We start from the raw sequence: 14,234 nt of genomic DNA, 5'->3' as shown, positions 1-14,234 counted from the left end.
CGGCCCCGTTGCAGGAAGGCCACCTTGCCGCAAGATCCTTGCGGCAAGGTGGCCTTCCTGCAATCGAGGCGCGGGCGGGCTGGCAGGGTCGGCCCGTGCCGTTCACCCTCGCCCACCCGGCCGTGGTGCTGCCGCTGCGGCGCTGGCTCCCGCTGCCGGCGCTGGTGGCGGGGTCGCTCGCCCCTGATCTCCCGTACTACCTGCGCCACGCGATCCCGCGGTTCCTGCACCCCGAGCTCGCCCACACCCCGATCGGCCTGGTCGGGATCGACCTCCTGATGGGGTTCGCCCTGCTCGCCGCCGGCCGGGCAATGGCAGCGCCGGTGATGGCGCTGGCGCCGCTCGGCTGGCGGGTCCGGGTGCCTCGACCCGGGCGGCCCGCGGTGGGGCTCTGGTGGCTCGCCCCTTCCGTCGCCGGGGTGCTGGTGGGCGCGGTCACCCACCTGCTCTGGGACCAGATCACCCACGCCGACGGCGCCGCGGTGCAGGCATGGGCCTGGTTGCGGACCCCGGTGCTCGGGCCGAACGCGCTGTTCAACGTCCTCTCCTACCTGTCGGCGGCGGTCGGGATCGCGGTGCTGCTGTGGTGGGCCCGGCGCTGGTACCGCGGCGCGCCGGTGGAAGCCGTCGCCTGGCAGGCCGTGCCGGGCGGGGTCCGCGGCGCCGTTGCGGTGTGCTGCGTGCTCGCGGCGGCGATCGGCGTCGGGCTGACGGCCGCCGAGCTCGCGTCCGAGTCCGACCAGACGTCCTACGACGTCGTCCGCAACGTCATCATCGGTGCCGCTCAGGGCACTGCAACGGCCCTGGTCGCCTACGCGGCGCTCTGGTACGCGCGCCGCAGCGTCAGCCGTGCCGGACCTCGGTGACCCACTCGGCCCGCGGCTGCGTGTGCAGTTGCCAGTAGCGCTCGGCGATCTCGTCCGGGTCGTAGGCGGTGCCGGTGGCGACCGGTCCACCGACCGTCACCGACGCGAAGTGCACGCCGTCGGCGCGGTACTGCGCGTCGAGCATCGTGACGAGCGCGCGCACCGCGACCTTGCCGAGCGAGAGGCTGATGTAGGTCGGCACCGGTTCCGGCATGCCGCCCGTGATCAGGAACGTCCCGGCGCCCCGTTCGGCCATTCCGGGCGCCACGTGGGCGGCGGTCGTGATGGCTCCCACGACGTTGACGGCCCAGCTCTGCAGCTGCTCGGCGGCCGACAGCTCGCCCAGCACGTCCCACTGGATCACCGCGGCGTTGTAGACGACGACATCGGGCGGGCCCACCTCGGCCGCCGCCTTGTCGAGCGCCGCGCGCAGGCCGGGCTCGTCGGACACGTCGGCCGTCAGCGCGACGACCGGGACGTCCGACGGCGCGAGGTCGGCGGCCACGGCCCGCACGGTCGCGGCCGAGCGGGCGATGACCGCCACCGGAAGGCCTGCGCGCGCGAACCGCAGCGCGACCGACCGGCCGATGCCCGGCCCGGCCCCGATGACGACTGCTCCTGGCATGGTCTGCTCCTCACACATCGCGGTGTTCTCGATGCGGCCGACGCTAAGTTCTCACATGGATGTGAGGTCCAGCCGAACGTGGCGGAGGCGACATGCGCATGGGTTCCTTCTCCCGGGCCACCGGGGTGAGCGAGCGGCTGCTGCGCTACTACGAGGAGCAGGGCCTGCTCCGCCCCGCCCGGCTCGCCAGCGGCCACCGCGAGTACGCCGAAGCCGACGTCGCCACCGTCGCCCACATCCGGGGGCTGCTGGCCGCGGGGCTCACCACGGCCACGATCGGCCAGGTGCTGCCGTGCGTCGCGGGCGGCGAGCGGATGGTGCCGAACTGCCCGGAGCTCGCGGCGATGCTGCAGCGCGAGCGGAGGCGGATCAGCGAGTCGATCGAGCAGTTGCAGCACTCGAGGCAGCTGATCGACGAGGTGCTGGCGGCGAAGCCCGAGGCCCCCGCCCTTCCCCGACGGGACCGGGTGCGCGCCACCGCGCCAACCTCGTAGCCACCGCGCCGACGTCTCGCCATCGGCGCGGTGGCCATCTGGTTGGCGCGGTCGTCGCGGGCCGCCGCCGCGCCAACCTCGTAGCCACGGCGCCAACGTCCCGACATCGGCGTCGAGGCCAACTGGTTGGCGCCGTCAGCGACGGGCACGCCCCGCGCCCCCCAACCGCAGGAAGGGGGACGCACTCGGACTGACGTTGCAGGAAAGCCACGTTCCCGCAACGTCGTTGCGGCAAAGTGGCTTTCCTGCAACGGGTCGGGCGGGGCCGGGCCGTCCGATCCCCACCCGCCCGAACCGCTCAGCCCGTCAACCCCGCCTCCTGCGCCGCGATCGCCGCCTGCACCCGCGAGCGCAGGCCCAGCTTGGTCAGCACCCGGGAGACGTGGGTCTTCGTGGTGGCCTCGGTGATCACCAGTTCGGCGGCGATCTCGGCGTTGGACAGCCCCCGACCGAGGCAGGTGAGGACGTCGCGCTCGCGCGGGGTCAGGTCGGCCAGGCCGGGAGGGGGTGCCGCGGCCCGCACCGGTGCCGCCAGCCGCGACAGCACGCGGCGGGTGATCTCCGGGGCCAGCACCCCGTCCCCGCGGGCAACCGCGCGCACCGCGTCGAGCAGCGCCGGTGCCGATACCGACTTGAGCAGGAAGCCCGCCGCGCCTGCCGCCAGTGCCGAGTCGACGTAGTCGTCGAGGTCGAACGTGGTGAGCACCAGCACGTCGCAGACGGCGTCGGCGACGAGCCTGCGGGTGGCCTCGATGCCGTCGATCCCGGGCATCCGGATGTCCATCAACACGATGTCCGGTGCCAATCTGCGGGCCATCGCGACGGCGGCGAGCCCGTCGGCCGCCTCACCGACCACGTCGATGTCCGGGGCCGAGTCGAGGATCATCGCGAGGCCGGTGCGGATGGCCGACTGGTCGTCGGCCACCACAACGCGCACGCTCATGACGGCACCGGGAGGGACGCGCGCACCGACCACCGGGTGCCGTGCTGCTCCGCCACCACCCGGCCGCCGACGGCGCTCGCGCGCTCGCGCAGCCCGAGCAGTCCGGTCCCGGTGCCCCCGGCCGGTGCCGCATCCGGGACGAGGTCGTTGTCGATCTCCACCACGAGCATCCCCGCATCGTTGCGCAGCGTCAGCCCGACCGCGCTGCCCGGTGCGTGCTTGGCCGCGTTGGTGAGCGACTCCTGCACGATCCGGTAGGCCGCGAGGTCGACGGCGGCCGGCACCGCGGCGGCGGGTGGGCGCCGGTCGTCGAGCGTGATCGTCAGCCCGGTGGCGCGCGCCGTCTCGAGCAAGGTGCCGAGGCTGTCGAGCCCGGCGGGGGCCGTGCGCGGCTCATCGGCCGCGGCATCGTCCTCGCGCAGCAGCCCGATCATGGTCCGCATCTCGTTGAGCGACGCGACGCTCGTGGTCCGTACCGACGTGAGGACCCGGCGCAACGTCGCGGGATCCGGGTCGGGCAGCGACAGCACGGCCTCGGACTGGATCGCGATGGCCGAGAGCTGGCCCGCGATCACGTCGTGCAGGTCGCGGGCCATGCTCGCGCGCTCGGCCGTGACGGCGGCCAACCGGTCCAGCTCGGCCACGCGGCGCGTCTGGTCGGCGCGGTCGCGTTCGACGCCGGCCTGTTCCTGGTGCCGGCGCACCTCCCGGCCCCACAGGACCGGGATGCCCAGCAGCGCCGTGATGCTGAGCAGGATCTGCACGGCGTCGCTGGGGCCCTTGGCGATCAGCCCGACGACACCGAGAGCGACGATCACGACGCCGGCCGCGCCGGAGACGGCCCAGCTCACCCGCCGCGACGTGTGCAGCACGGCGCAGTAGAGCAGGTCGGTGAACATGAGCAGGACGCCGGTACCGGTGCCGCCGGTGATCACGATCCCCCACGCCATCGCGGCCGTCGTCAGCCCGAGACCTACCAGCGGATGGGAGCGCCGCTGCGTCGCCCCGACGCAGGCCACCCCGATCTGGGCGAGCTCGACCCACAGCGCGGGGGAGGGCTCCGCCTGCCACCAGGTGATGCGCGCGACGGGCACCACCATCAGCAGGAACACGCTGCCGAGGAGGTAGGCGGCCGCGTACCCGAGATCACGCACCCGGACGTCGGTCGGCATGCGCACATCCCAGCACGACCGAAGTCGTGCCGCGTCACTCGAAGGTCGTACCCATGGCGGTGAGAGATCAGCACGAGGACCGACGACCCGTGGCCGCTGCGCCGCCAAGCTCTCCTGCCATGGGGAACTTCCTGTCCGCGAACCCGCTCGTGCTGCTCATCGCCGCCTGCGAGCTCGGTTTCTGGGTGCTGCTCGTGCTGGGGCTCGCCGCCCGCTACCTGTTGCGGGCGCGGGTGCTGAGCACCGTCCTGCTGCTGCTCGTGCCGGTGCTCGATCTCGTGCTGGTCTCGGCGTCGATCATCGACGTCGCCGGTGGCTCGGCTCCGGGGCTGACCCACGGTCTCGCCGCGGTCTACCTCGGGTTCACCGTGGCGTTCGGGCACTCGATGATCCGGTGGGCCGACCGGCGCTTCGCCCACCGCTTCGCGGGCGGCCCGCCGCCACCCGCGCCCCCGAAGTACGGCCCCGAGCGCGTTGCCCACGAGTGGCGGGAATGGGGCAAGGCCGCGCTGGCGACCGTGATCGCGCTGGCCGTGATCGCGGTGACGGCGCTGGTTGCCGGCACCGCCGTGCCCGCACCGTTGGACTGGTTCGGCGACCCGATGTGGAACTGGGGCGGGCGGCTCGCCGCGATCGCGCTCATCTGGTTCGTCGGGTGGCCGCTGCGAGTGAGCATCGCGCCGCCCCGGCGTCCCGCCACCACCCACCGCTGACCACACACGAGAGGAACGACCATGCTGGAAGTACTCGGGATCCTGATGATCGTGCAGGGCGTCGGGGGTTTCATCAACAACTGGATCGGCGGCAGTCCCAGCTGGTTCCTGGTGAACTACGTGCCTTTCCTCGACGGTTGGGAGATGCCGGCGAGCGCCGTGCTGGCCGTCGTCGGGGCCGTGGTCGCCGAGCGCGGCGCCAAGCTCCGCAAGCGCGCGGCGAAGGCGTGAGCCGTCAGCGGTGCACGTCGGCCGCGGTGAGCAGCTCCAGCTCGGCCCGGTTCGGCAGGCCCTCCCAGTCGCCCTGCACCGTGACGGCGAACGCGCCAGCGGCAGCGGCCGTTCGCAACCGTTGCGCGGCCGGTGCGCCGTGGATCCGCTCCGCGAGGTAGCCGGCGGCGAAGGCGTCGCCCGCCCCGACCGGGTCGAGCGAGGTGACGGCGAAGACGGGGGCCTCGAGCACCTGCCCGTCGATCAGGGCGGTGGCGCCGCGGGCGCCGCGCTTGACCATCACCTCGGCCGGGCCGAGCGCGGCGAGCGCCCGCAGCGGATCGGGCCCGTCGACGAGCAGCGCCGCCTCCGCATCCGTGACGAACAGCAGGTCGCACCGGGCCGCGAGCCAGCGGTACTCGGTCACCGCATCCGCTGCCGCCCACAGGCCATCGCGATGATTGAGATCCACCGAGACCAGCACGCCTGCGGTGCGCGCCACCTCGACCGCGAACCGCACCGCATCCCGGGCACTGCCGCTGAGCGCGGGCGTGATGCCGGTGACGTGCAGGACCGTCGCCGCGCCCACCACCGCGGGATCGACGTCGCCGGGCCCCAGCCGGGAACCGGCGCTCCCAGCCCGCCGGTAGGACACGCGGGTGACGGCCGCGGTGCGATGCTCCTTGATCAGCAGGCCCGTCGGGGCGTCCGGGTCGACGACGACGCCGGAGACGTCGACCCCTTCACCGGCGAGCGTCTGGCGGACCAGCGCGCCGAACTCGTCGTCACCGACCCGGCCGAACCACGCCGTGCGCACCCCGAGGCGGCCAGCCCCGATGGCCACGTTGGCCTCGGCTCCCGCCACCCGCAGGTCCAGGCTGCGGGCGTGGCGCAGCGGGCCGATGCCAGGCGTGGTGAGCGCGGCCATGGTCTCGCCCAGCGTGACCAGCTGCGGAGTCACGATCCCGGCCCGGCAGCCAGTGCCGCAGCGGCGCGCCCGGCCAGATCGTCGAGCGAGCCACCGCGCAGCGCGTCACCGAGCAGCGGGCTCCCGAGCCCGACCGCGACCGCTCCGGCCGCGAGGTACTCGCCGATCTGGTCGAGTGCGACACCGCCGGTGGGGACGAACGGCACGTCGTCGAGCGGTGCGCGCAGCTCGCGCAGGTACCGGGGCCCGCCGAGGCTCGCGGGGAACAGCTTGACGGCAGCGGCGCCCAGCCCCCACGCCGTCTCGGCCTCCGTGGCGGTGAAGGCCCCGGGGTACCAGCGCAGGCCGGCGTCGTGCGCCGCCGTCGCGACAGCGGGCGAGGTGCCGGGGGACACGACGAACTGCGCGCCGGCGGCAGCGGCGGCCCGTACGTGCTCGGGGGTGCGGGTGGTGCCCACCCCGACCTCGACGCCGTCGCCGTACCGCTCGCGCGTCGCCGTGACGGTGGCAAAGGCGTCCGGCGTGTTCGTGGTGATCTCCAGGCAGGTGATGCCCGCGCCGACCAGCGCGTCGATCGTGGCCGCCAGGTGGGTGCCGTCGTGGCCGCGCAGGATGGCGACGACGCGGGTGCGCAGCAGGTGCGGCCCCGGCCCTGCCGAGCCGGCCGATGCTGTGCTCATGGGGTGCCGACGCTCCAGGCCTGGGCGACCTGCACGAACCCGCGGCGGGCGTACCACTGCAGCGGCCAGTCCGCGAGGTCGGCCGCGAGTGCGACGAGATCGCAGCCGGCGTCGGCCGCGAGCGCCCGCGCCGTGTCGACGAGCGCGTCGCCGTGGCCGAGTCCGCGATGCTCGGGGTCCGTGCTGACGGCGTCGATCCACGCCGTGGCGCCGTCGATCTTCAGCATGCAGGACGCCACCGGCCGCCCGGCCGCCCGCACCGCGAGGTAGCGCAGGTCGACGACGCGCTCCTCCACGCCGTTGCGGTCGGCGAGCTGCGTGATGACGTCGTCGGTGACCCCCGGGATGTCGTGGCGCCACGCCTCGGCCCACAGGGGGCGCAGGTCGTCGAGGTCCACCCGCTCCACGCGTGCGTCGTGCTTCCCGGCCGCGGGCGCCACCATGATCGCCATGTGGTCGGCGTGCCAGCCACGCTCGATCAGCGCTTCGGCGACCGGCTGCTGGCCCGACCCGACGAGGTTGGTCATGCGATGCGCCAGCCCGGCCCCGCCCAGCACCGCGTCGGCATCCGCGACGAGCTGTGCGGCCTCGACCGTGCCGTCGACGAGCAGCTGGTTGTGCATCCGCGACCGGGGCACCTCGGCGGTGAGCACGGCCAGGCCGCCGGTCACCGGGACCACGGTGGTCGCCGCCCGCACCAGCACCGCCTGCTCGAACCCCGCCGCCCGCGATGCCGCGTCGGTCGCAGGCGTCTCGGACACGCCGAACGCGCCGTTCTCGTCGGGTAGGTAGGGCCGCACTGCCAGCACCGCCGAGGTCGGGACGGGGCCGTACGCGTGCGGGAACTGCATGCCGTCCGGCGCCGGCGGGTGCCCGTCCTCCCACCGCACCTCGACGCCGATCCGGTCCGGATCGAGCACCAGCAGCTGGATGTCGCGGCGCCCGGTGAACAGCGCGTTGGCCGGCACCGCGACCTGGTGGGCCGTCGACAGGTGGACGAACCCGACCTCCGCCAGTGACGGCGGCGCGACGACCCCGGCCGCCAGCGCGACCTTCCAGTCGGCCGTGGTGATCATGTGCAGCAACGGGTCGGTCACCGGACCAGTCTCGCCCACCCCCTCCGATCGGACGGGTCCGCCCGGACGATCAGCCAGGGAGCCTTGCTTTGGCACCCGGTGCCAAATAGTGTCGCCTGCACCGCCTCACCCGCTACGAACGGAGCAGCCCATGGCCCCCACGAGCGAGACCGAGACAAGAACAGAAGAGCCCGTGGTCGAGGAGACCCTCGTCGAAGAGGTCTCGATCGACGGCATGTGCGGTGTCTACTAACACCGACGCACCGGCCGGCGCCGGGCCCGCCACGGGCCCGGCGTTCGATCCCGACCGGCCGTTCCGGTGCAGCCCGAGCGTCGCGCTGCGGCCCGAGCCCTTCGGCGCGCTGGTCTACCACTTCGGCACGCGGAAGCTGTCGTTCCTCAAGACCCCGCAGCTCGTCGACGTCGTGTCCGGGCTGGAGAACCACGAGTCCGTGCACGCCTCGATCGAGGCCGCCGGCGTCGAGGAGGCGCAGCGGCCCGCCTACCTGCGTGCATTGGCCGGACTGGCCGCCAACGGCACCATCGAGGAGCGCACATGAAACTCGTGGACCACTTCCAGTACGGCCTGAACTCCCCGATCTGCCTGACCTGGGAGCTCACCTACGCCTGCAACCTCGCGTGCGTGCACTGCCTGTCGTCCTCGGGACGCCGCGACCCGCGCGAGCTCACCACGGCCGAGGCCAAGGGTGTGATCGACGAGCTGCAGAAGATGCAGGTCTTCTACATCAACATCGGCGGTGGCGAGCCGACGGTGCGTCCCGACTTCTGGGAGCTGCTCGACTACTCGATCGACCACAACGTGGGCGTCAAGTTCTCCACCAATGGCATCAAGCTCGACAAGAAGCGTTCTGCGCAGCTCGCGCGCACCGACTACGTCGACGTCCAGATCTCCCTCGACGGCGCCACCGCCGAGGTCAACGACCACGTCCGCGGGCCGGGTTCCTACGCCACCGCCATGCGCGCGCTGGAGAACCTCGCCGAGGCGGGCTTCGGCCAGCCCAAGATCAGCGTCGTGATGACCCGCCAGAACGTCGATCAGCTCGATGAGTTCAAGGCCATCGCCGACAAGTTCAACGCGCAGCTGCGGATCACGCGGCTGCGCCCGTCCGGCCGCGGCGCCGACGTGTGGGACGAGCTGCACCCGCTCCCGTCGCAGCAACGCCAGATGTACGACTGGCTCGTGGCCAAGGGCGATCAGGTCCTCACCGGCGACTCCTTCTTCCACCTCTCCGCGTTCGGGGAGGCACTGCCGGGGCTCAACCTGTGCGGCGCCGGGCGCGTCGTGTGCCTCATCGACCCCGTCGGTGACGTCTACGCGTGCCCGTTCGCGATCCACGAGAACTTCCTGGCAGGCAACGTCCGCTCGCCCGGCGGGTTCGAGGAGGTCTGGAAGAACTCGGAGCTGTTCGCCGAGCTGCGCACGCCGCAGACCGGTGGCGCGTGCCAGAGCTGCATGCACTACGACTCGTGCCAGGGCGGGTGCATGGCGGCCAAGTTCTTCACCGGCCTCCCGCTCGACGGGCCCGACCCGGAGTGCGTGCGCGGCTTCGGCGAGCAGGCGCTGGCGGCACGCGACGGCTCGTTCGCGATCCCGAAGTCCGAGGTCGACCACTCGCGCTCGGCGCCGCGGAACTCCCGGGGTCCGGTGCCGGTCTCGATCGGCATGGGGCGCCCGGACAAGGCCTGCGAGACGAGCCCGCTGGCCGGCATCGCCGGTGACGCGTCGGACTCGCGGCTGCGCGTTCCCGTCGCGGGGCACTGACATCGGCCCGGCTCGCAGTACGAGACTGCGGGCCGGGCTGATACCTCTGCAGGGTCCGGTCGAGCTGGGCGGGCGGACCGCGCCGAGCCGCGTGCTCTTCGGGCCGCACGAGACCAACCTCGCGCGGCGCCGCGAGATCTCCGACCGGCACGTCGCCTACTACGGGCGCCGGGCCGCCGGTGGTGCCGGTGTGATCGTCACCGAGATCGCGTCGGTGCATGACTCGGACTGGCCCTACGAGCGCGCGCCGCTGGCGGCCGACTGCGTCGAGGGCTGGGCGGCGGTGGCGCGCGCCTGCCGGCCACACGGGACGCTCGTGCTCGCCGGGCTCGGCCACGCCGGCTCGCAGGGCAGCTCGGCGTACGGCAGGCAGGCGCTCTGGGGCGCGTCGCGGGTGGCCGACGTGGTCAGCCGTGAGGTGCCGATGGAGATGGAGCAGCCCCAGATCGACGCGCTGGTGACGGGATTCGCCACCGCGGCCGCGCTGGCCGTCGAGGCCGGCCTGGACGGCGTCGAGATCAACGCGGGGCAGTTCTCCCTTCTGCGCCAGTTCGCGTCCGGTCTCACCAACCGCCGCGCCGACGCCTACGGGCGCGAGCGCGACCGGTTGCTGCGGGCGGTGTTGGCGGCCGTCCGCGACAGCGACGGGATCGTCGGGCTGCGGCTGTGCGGCGACGAGCTCGCACCGTGGGCCGGGATCACACCGGAGCAGGCGCTCGCGACGGCCGCCGCCGTCGCCGACCTCGTCGACTACCTCGTGGTGGTGCGCGGTTGCGCGCTCTCCACGGGCGCCACCCGCCCCGATCGGCACACCCCACTGGGCTTCAACCGGGACCTGTGTGCGCGCTTCGCCGGTGCGGTGCCGGTGGTCCTGCAGGGCAGCGTCGTCGACCCGGCGATGGCGCAAGAGGCGCTCGACGGCGGCGTCGCCGACCTCGTCGAGATGACGCGCGCGCAGATCGCCGATCCCGACCTGGTGGCGCACGTCCGGGCCGGTCACCCCGAGCGGATCCGGCCCGCGACGCTGTCCAACCGGCGCACGGCCGTGCGCGACCCGCGCAACCCGATCATCACCGATGACGCCGAGCCGCGCTCCGGGCACGAGACGGACGACCCTCCCGTCGAGGGTGCCGACCCCGAGCCCCGCGACGTGCTCGTCGTCGGCGGCGGCCCGGCGGGGATGGAGGCGGCCCGCGTGCTCGCGCTGCGGGGCCACCGGGTGCGGCTCGCCGAACGCGACGTCGAGCTGGGTGGGGCACTTCGGTGGGCACCGGGTCGGATGGGCCTGCTGATCCGGTGGTGGGAGCGGGAGCTGACGCGGCTGGGGGTGAAGGTCGAGACGGGGGTGCCGGTCGGGCTGCCGGACCTGGACGCGGCGGTGGCCGGCGGCGTCGCGGTGCTGCTGGCGACCGGCGCCCGCGACGCAGAGCCCCCCTACCGGTCGGACGGCGAGGTGCTCAGCGCAGCGGCGTGGACGGCTCGCGCACACCGTCAGGGGGTGACGCACACCGTCGACGGTGTGCGTCACCCCCGCACGGTGTGCGTCAACGATCCGGTGGGGGACGGGGTGGGCGTCGGCATCGCCGTCGCTGTCGCTGCCGCCGGTTGTGCCGTGTCGCTCGTCTGTCCGGATTCCGTTGCCGGTACCCAGCTCGCGGATCCGGCCCCCGTCAACGCCCGGTTGGACCGGGCCGGCGTGCTGCGCGAGCTGCGGTCGGTGCTGGTCGAAGTGGCGTCCGGGCGGGCCGTTCTGGAACACGTCTGGACCGGGCAGCGGCGCACCGTCGAGTGCGACCTGGTGATCGACTGCGGCCACCGTCTCCCCGAGGACGCGCTCGCGCTCGCCCGGCCCGCGCTCGCGAGTGCGGGGGACTGCGTCGCACCTCGGACCGTCCACGAGGCCGTGCTCGAGGGGCGGCGCGCGGCGCTGGCGATCGGGGCCGGATGAGCCTTCTCGACACGCCCCTGCGGCTGGGTCCACTGACGCTGCGCAACCGGATCGTGTTCTCCGCGCACCTCACCAACACCGCGGTCGACGGCCTGCCGACGGCCCAGCACGTGGCGTACTACGCCGAGCGGGCCGCGGGTGGCGCCGGTCTCGTGATCACCGAGGAGCACTCCGTCCACCCGGACGACCGGCCCTACGAGAAGCTCCTCCGCGGCCACGACCCGGCCGTGGTGCCTGGCTACCGCCTGCTCACCGCCGCGGTGCGCGCCCACGGCGCGGCGGTGCTCGCGCAGCTCAACCACAACGGCGGGCAGTCGAGCGGGATGTACTCGCGGCAGCCGGTCCGGGCGCCCTCGGCGATCGCGGACCCGATGTTCCGGGAGGTACCGGCGGCCCTCACCGTGGCGGAGATCGCGGAGCTGGTTTCCGGCTACGCGCTGGTGGCGCGGCACTGCGCCGACGGCGGGTTCGACGGGGTCGAGCTGCAGTGCTCGCACGCGTCGCTCCTGCGGCAGTTCCTCTCCCCGCTGACCAACCGGAGGGCCGACGCGTACGGCGGCGCGCTGGAGAACCGCGTCCGGATCGTGCGCGAGGTGGCGGCGGCCGTCCGGGCGACGATCGGTCCGGGGCGGGCGCTCGGCGTCCGGATCTGCGGTGACGAGGGCCTCGCCGGCGGCATCCCGCTCGCCGAGGCGGTGGCCACCGCCCGGCTCCTCGAAGGGGACGGGCACGTCGACTACATCAACACCTCGATCGGCGTAGCCACGGCGAGCCTGCACCTCATCGAGGCGCCGATGCCGGTGCGACCGGGGTACGCGCGCCACATCCCGGCGGCGATCCGGGCGGCCGTCGCGCTGCCGGTGATCGGCGTCGGCCGCTTCAGCACGCGGGAGCAGGCCGAGGCGACGCTCGACGCCGGTGACTGCGACCTCGTCGGGGTGGTCCGCGGGCAGATCGCCGAACCGGCGTTCGCGCGGCGCCCCGCCCGCACCTGCATCGCCTGCAACCAGGAGTGTGTGGGACGGGTCGGCCTCAACCGGCGGCTGGGCTGCCTCGTCAACCCGCGGGCCGGGCAGGAGGCGCTGCCGCTGCCGGCACCGTCCCCACGCCGCCGGGTACTGGTGGTCGGCGGTGGGCCCGCCGGGCTGCAGGCCGCGGTCACGGCGGCCGGGCGCCGGCACCGGGTGATCCTCTGCGAGCGCTCGCCGTCGCCCGGCGGGCAGGTCGCCGTAGCGGCCAGGGGCGCCGGGCGCGCCGAGTTCGGGAACCTCGTGCGCGACCTCGAGGCGCAGTGCCGGCGGCTGGGCGTCGAGATCCGGACGGGCGTCGCCGTCGATGCCGAGGCGATCGCGGCGGTGGCACCCGACGCTGTCGTGCTCGCCACCGGGGCGCGCCCCGCCCGGCCCGACTGGGGCACCGGGTTGGACCGCGTCGTCGACGTCCGCGACGTGCTCGACGGTCGCGTCATGCCGTCGGGTGCGGTGCTCGTCTACGACGAGTTGGGGTTCCAGGAGGCGGCATCGGTGGCGGAGTCGCTGGCCGCGAGCGGCTGTTCCACGGAGATCATGACGCCCGCGATGGTGGCCGTGCAGGACCTCGGGACGACCCTCGACATGGAGCTGTTCCACCGCAGGGCGCATGCTGCCGGGATCGTGATGACAACGGATCGGGTGGTGCTCGGCGCGACCGCGAAGGGCACCGGGATCGCGGTCTCGGTGCTGCACCACACGGTCGGCACCGGCACCGAGATGATCTACGACTGGGTGGTGTGTGCCGTGCCGGCAGAGCCGGAGGACGAGCTGTGGAAGCAGCTGCGCGAGGGGCCCCTCCCGGTCCACCGGATCGGTGACTGCGTCGCCCCGCGACGCGCCGACGCGGCGGTCCGCGAGGGGCATCGGGTGGGGGTGTCGCTGTGACGCAGAGCAGGCGCCTGGGCGAGCGGACGTGGACCGATCTCGCCGAGCCCGAGGGCCGCACCTTGATCATTCCGGTCGGCTCGATGGAGCAGCACGGACCCCATCTGCCGCTCGACACCGACGCCCGGATCGCCGCCGCCGTCGCCCGCCGGGTCGCGGTCGACGATCCCTCGATCCTGCTCGCCCCGCCCGTTGCCTATGGTGCTTCCGGCGAGCACGAGGGATTCCCGGGAACGCTCTCGATCGGGCATGACGCATTGCGCGCCGTTCTGGTGGAACTGGGCCGGTCCGCCGGCGGGTGGGCCACCCGACTGCTTTTCGTCAATGGTCATGGTGGCAACCTGCCGACCGTTCCCGAGGCCGCCGCGCAATTGCGGGTCGAGGGTCGCGACGTCGCGTGGTTCGGCTGCACGGTGCCCGGCGGTGACGCCCACGCCGGCCACACCGAGACGTCGATCATGCTCGCGCTGGACGCGCCGCTGGTGCGCGAGGACGCCGCGGAGGCCGGCAACACCGCGTCGCTGCGCGAGCTCCTGCCGACGCTCGTGCGGGGCGGGGTCGCGGCCGCGAGCCCCAACGGGGTGCTCGGCGATCCGTACGGTGCGAGCGCCGCACAGGGCGAGATGTTCCTCGCCGGGATGGTCGGGCAGCTGCGCGAGAAGCTCTCCCGCTGGGAGCCCGACGAGCGCGGCCGCCTCGCCTGACGGGCCCGGCGGCATCACCGAACGTCACGCTCGAGGAGCGACGGCAGGTTGCCGCGGATCGGGGCGGCCGGTGGATCCGGTGCGGCCGCGGCGGGCCATCCCGGCGGGCGATTCCGGTGGGCCGCCCTGGTGCCACTCGGGCGAGTCGTCCCGGCGGATCGGTCGGATCGCCACCA

The 14,234-nt window shown here is 73.8% G+C and carries 16 protein-coding genes; 10 read left to right on the top strand and 6 right to left on the bottom strand.

All coding sequences use genetic code 11. From position 1 onward, the window contains the following. Window positions 1-95: 95 nt before the first annotated feature. On the top strand, window positions 96-866 hold the full coding sequence (locus tag ACFPFQ_RS28735; protein WP_379624324.1) for a DUF4184 family protein: 771 nt from the start codon (window positions 96-98) through the stop codon (window positions 864-866). Here the strand turns inward: ACFPFQ_RS28735 and ACFPFQ_RS28730 are convergent. Beyond that, window positions 844-1,491 (bottom strand): SDR family NAD(P)-dependent oxidoreductase, encoded by a 648-nt coding sequence (locus ACFPFQ_RS28730; protein WP_379624322.1) that lies wholly within the window; start codon window positions 1,489-1,491, stop codon window positions 844-846. The genes ACFPFQ_RS28735 and ACFPFQ_RS28730 overlap by 23 nt on opposite strands. 92 nt (window positions 1,492-1,583) lie before the next feature. On the opposite strand from ACFPFQ_RS28730, the gene ACFPFQ_RS28725 reads away from it, so the two are divergent. Further along, window positions 1,584-1,985 (top strand): MerR family transcriptional regulator, encoded by a 402-nt coding sequence (locus ACFPFQ_RS28725; RefSeq protein ID WP_379624320.1) that lies wholly within the window; start codon window positions 1,584-1,586, stop codon window positions 1,983-1,985. A 298-nt stretch (window positions 1,986-2,283) separates the two neighbouring features. On the opposite strand, the gene ACFPFQ_RS28720 is transcribed toward ACFPFQ_RS28725, so the two are convergent. Together ACFPFQ_RS28720 and ACFPFQ_RS28715 are read right to left on the bottom strand one after the other, a co-directional pair. Then, entirely contained in the window at window positions 2,284-2,928 is a 645-nt protein-coding gene (locus tag ACFPFQ_RS28720) for a response regulator (RefSeq protein ID WP_379624318.1), read from the bottom strand. Beyond that, window positions 2,925-4,100 carry a sensor histidine kinase gene (locus ACFPFQ_RS28715; RefSeq protein WP_379624316.1) on the bottom strand — a complete coding sequence of 392 codons (1,176 nt, stop codon included), beginning with the start codon at window positions 4,098-4,100 and terminating at the stop codon, window positions 2,925-2,927. The genes ACFPFQ_RS28720 and ACFPFQ_RS28715 overlap by 4 nt, the downstream gene beginning before the upstream one ends. A gap of 119 nt (window positions 4,101-4,219) precedes the next feature. On the opposite strand from ACFPFQ_RS28715, the gene ACFPFQ_RS28710 reads away from it, so the two are divergent. Both ACFPFQ_RS28710 and ACFPFQ_RS28705 read left to right on the top strand, forming a co-directional pair. Continuing rightward, window positions 4,220-4,813, top strand: a complete 594-nt coding sequence (locus tag ACFPFQ_RS28710; RefSeq protein WP_379624314.1) for a hypothetical protein — start codon at window positions 4,220-4,222, stop codon at window positions 4,811-4,813. 21 nt (window positions 4,814-4,834) lie between these two features. Continuing rightward, complete coding sequence (locus tag ACFPFQ_RS28705; protein WP_379624313.1) at window positions 4,835-5,044, top strand: hypothetical protein; 210 nt, start codon at window positions 4,835-4,837, stop codon at window positions 5,042-5,044. A 4-nt stretch (window positions 5,045-5,048) separates the two neighbouring features. Here ACFPFQ_RS28705 and ACFPFQ_RS28700 read toward each other — a convergent pair whose 3' ends face one another. The 3 genes from ACFPFQ_RS28700 to ACFPFQ_RS28690 are packed head-to-tail and all read right to left on the bottom strand — an operon-like array spanning window position 5,049 to window position 7,728. Further along, complete coding sequence (locus tag ACFPFQ_RS28700; protein ID WP_379624311.1) at window positions 5,049-5,984, bottom strand: sugar kinase; 936 nt, start codon at window positions 5,982-5,984, stop codon at window positions 5,049-5,051. Further along, complete coding sequence (locus ACFPFQ_RS28695; protein WP_379624309.1) at window positions 5,981-6,631, bottom strand: bifunctional 4-hydroxy-2-oxoglutarate aldolase/2-dehydro-3-deoxy-phosphogluconate aldolase; 651 nt, start codon at window positions 6,629-6,631, stop codon at window positions 5,981-5,983. The genes ACFPFQ_RS28700 and ACFPFQ_RS28695 overlap by 4 nt, the downstream gene beginning before the upstream one ends. After that, the gene (locus ACFPFQ_RS28690; RefSeq protein WP_379624307.1) at window positions 6,628-7,728 is read right to left on the bottom strand and encodes a GNAT family N-acetyltransferase; all 1,101 of its coding nucleotides are present in this window, start codon (window positions 7,726-7,728) and stop codon (window positions 6,628-6,630) included. Before ACFPFQ_RS28690 ends, ACFPFQ_RS28695 begins: the two co-directional genes overlap by 4 nt. A 130-nt stretch (window positions 7,729-7,858) precedes the next feature. Here ACFPFQ_RS28690 and mftA point away from each other — a divergent pair, with 130 nt between their 5' ends. From mftA to mftE, 6 genes are read left to right on the top strand one after another with little or no spacing between them, the layout of a single operon-like run. After that, window positions 7,859-7,960 (top strand): mycofactocin precursor MftA, encoded by a 102-nt coding sequence (mftA, locus tag ACFPFQ_RS28685; protein WP_379624305.1) that lies wholly within the window; start codon window positions 7,859-7,861, stop codon window positions 7,958-7,960. Next, window positions 7,950-8,267: a mycofactocin biosynthesis chaperone MftB gene (mftB, locus tag ACFPFQ_RS28680; RefSeq protein ID WP_379624303.1), complete on the top strand. Its 318-nt coding sequence runs from the start codon at window positions 7,950-7,952 to the stop codon at window positions 8,265-8,267. The genes mftA and mftB overlap by 11 nt, the downstream gene beginning before the upstream one ends. Beyond that, window positions 8,264-9,490 carry a mycofactocin radical SAM maturase gene (mftC, locus tag ACFPFQ_RS28675; RefSeq protein WP_379624301.1) on the top strand — a complete coding sequence of 409 codons (1,227 nt, stop codon included), beginning with the start codon at window positions 8,264-8,266 and terminating at the stop codon, window positions 9,488-9,490. The genes mftB and mftC overlap by 4 nt, the downstream gene beginning before the upstream one ends. Window position 9,491: 1 nt before the next feature. After that, window positions 9,492-11,438, top strand: a complete 1,947-nt coding sequence (locus ACFPFQ_RS28670) for a mycofactocin system FadH/OYE family oxidoreductase 1 (protein ID WP_379624375.1) — start codon at window positions 9,492-9,494, stop codon at window positions 11,436-11,438. Then, entirely contained in the window at window positions 11,435-13,354 is a 1,920-nt protein-coding gene (locus ACFPFQ_RS28665) for a mycofactocin system FadH/OYE family oxidoreductase 2 (protein WP_379624299.1), read from the top strand. Before ACFPFQ_RS28670 ends, ACFPFQ_RS28665 begins: the two co-directional genes overlap by 4 nt. Beyond that, entirely contained in the window at window positions 13,351-14,058 is a 708-nt protein-coding gene (gene mftE, locus ACFPFQ_RS28660; protein ID WP_379624297.1) for a mycofactocin biosynthesis peptidyl-dipeptidase MftE, read from the top strand. The genes ACFPFQ_RS28665 and mftE overlap by 4 nt, the downstream gene beginning before the upstream one ends. Window positions 14,059-14,234 lie beyond the last annotated feature (176 nt).

This window comes from Pseudonocardia sp. GCM10023141 (assembly GCF_042653605.1).
This window is presented reverse-complemented; position numbering and strand designations above follow the sequence as displayed.

Coding starts and splice junctions, on each gene's coding strand:
- ACFPFQ_RS28715 (WP_379624316.1), bottom strand. CDS start 4,100: ATGCCGACCGACGTCCGGGTGCGTGATCTCGGGTACGCGGCCGCCTAC.
- ACFPFQ_RS28725 (WP_379624320.1), top strand. CDS start 1,584: ATGCGCATGGGTTCCTTCTCCCGGGCCACCGGGGTGAGCGAGCGGCTG.
- ACFPFQ_RS28665 (WP_379624299.1), top strand. CDS start 11,435: ATGAGCCTTCTCGACACGCCCCTGCGGCTGGGTCCACTGACGCTGCGC.
- ACFPFQ_RS28720 (WP_379624318.1), bottom strand. CDS start 2,928: ATGAGCGTGCGCGTTGTGGTGGCCGACGACCAGTCGGCCATCCGCACC.
- ACFPFQ_RS28730 (WP_379624322.1), bottom strand. CDS start 1,491: ATGCCAGGAGCAGTCGTCATCGGGGCCGGGCCGGGCATCGGCCGGTCG.
- ACFPFQ_RS28705 (WP_379624313.1), top strand. CDS start 4,835: ATGCTGGAAGTACTCGGGATCCTGATGATCGTGCAGGGCGTCGGGGGT.
- ACFPFQ_RS28710 (WP_379624314.1), top strand. CDS start 4,220: ATGGGGAACTTCCTGTCCGCGAACCCGCTCGTGCTGCTCATCGCCGCC.
- ACFPFQ_RS28695 (WP_379624309.1), bottom strand. CDS start 6,631: ATGAGCACAGCATCGGCCGGCTCGGCAGGGCCGGGGCCGCACCTGCTG.
- mftA (WP_379624305.1), top strand. CDS start 7,859: ATGGCCCCCACGAGCGAGACCGAGACAAGAACAGAAGAGCCCGTGGTC.
- mftC (WP_379624301.1), top strand. CDS start 8,264: ATGAAACTCGTGGACCACTTCCAGTACGGCCTGAACTCCCCGATCTGC.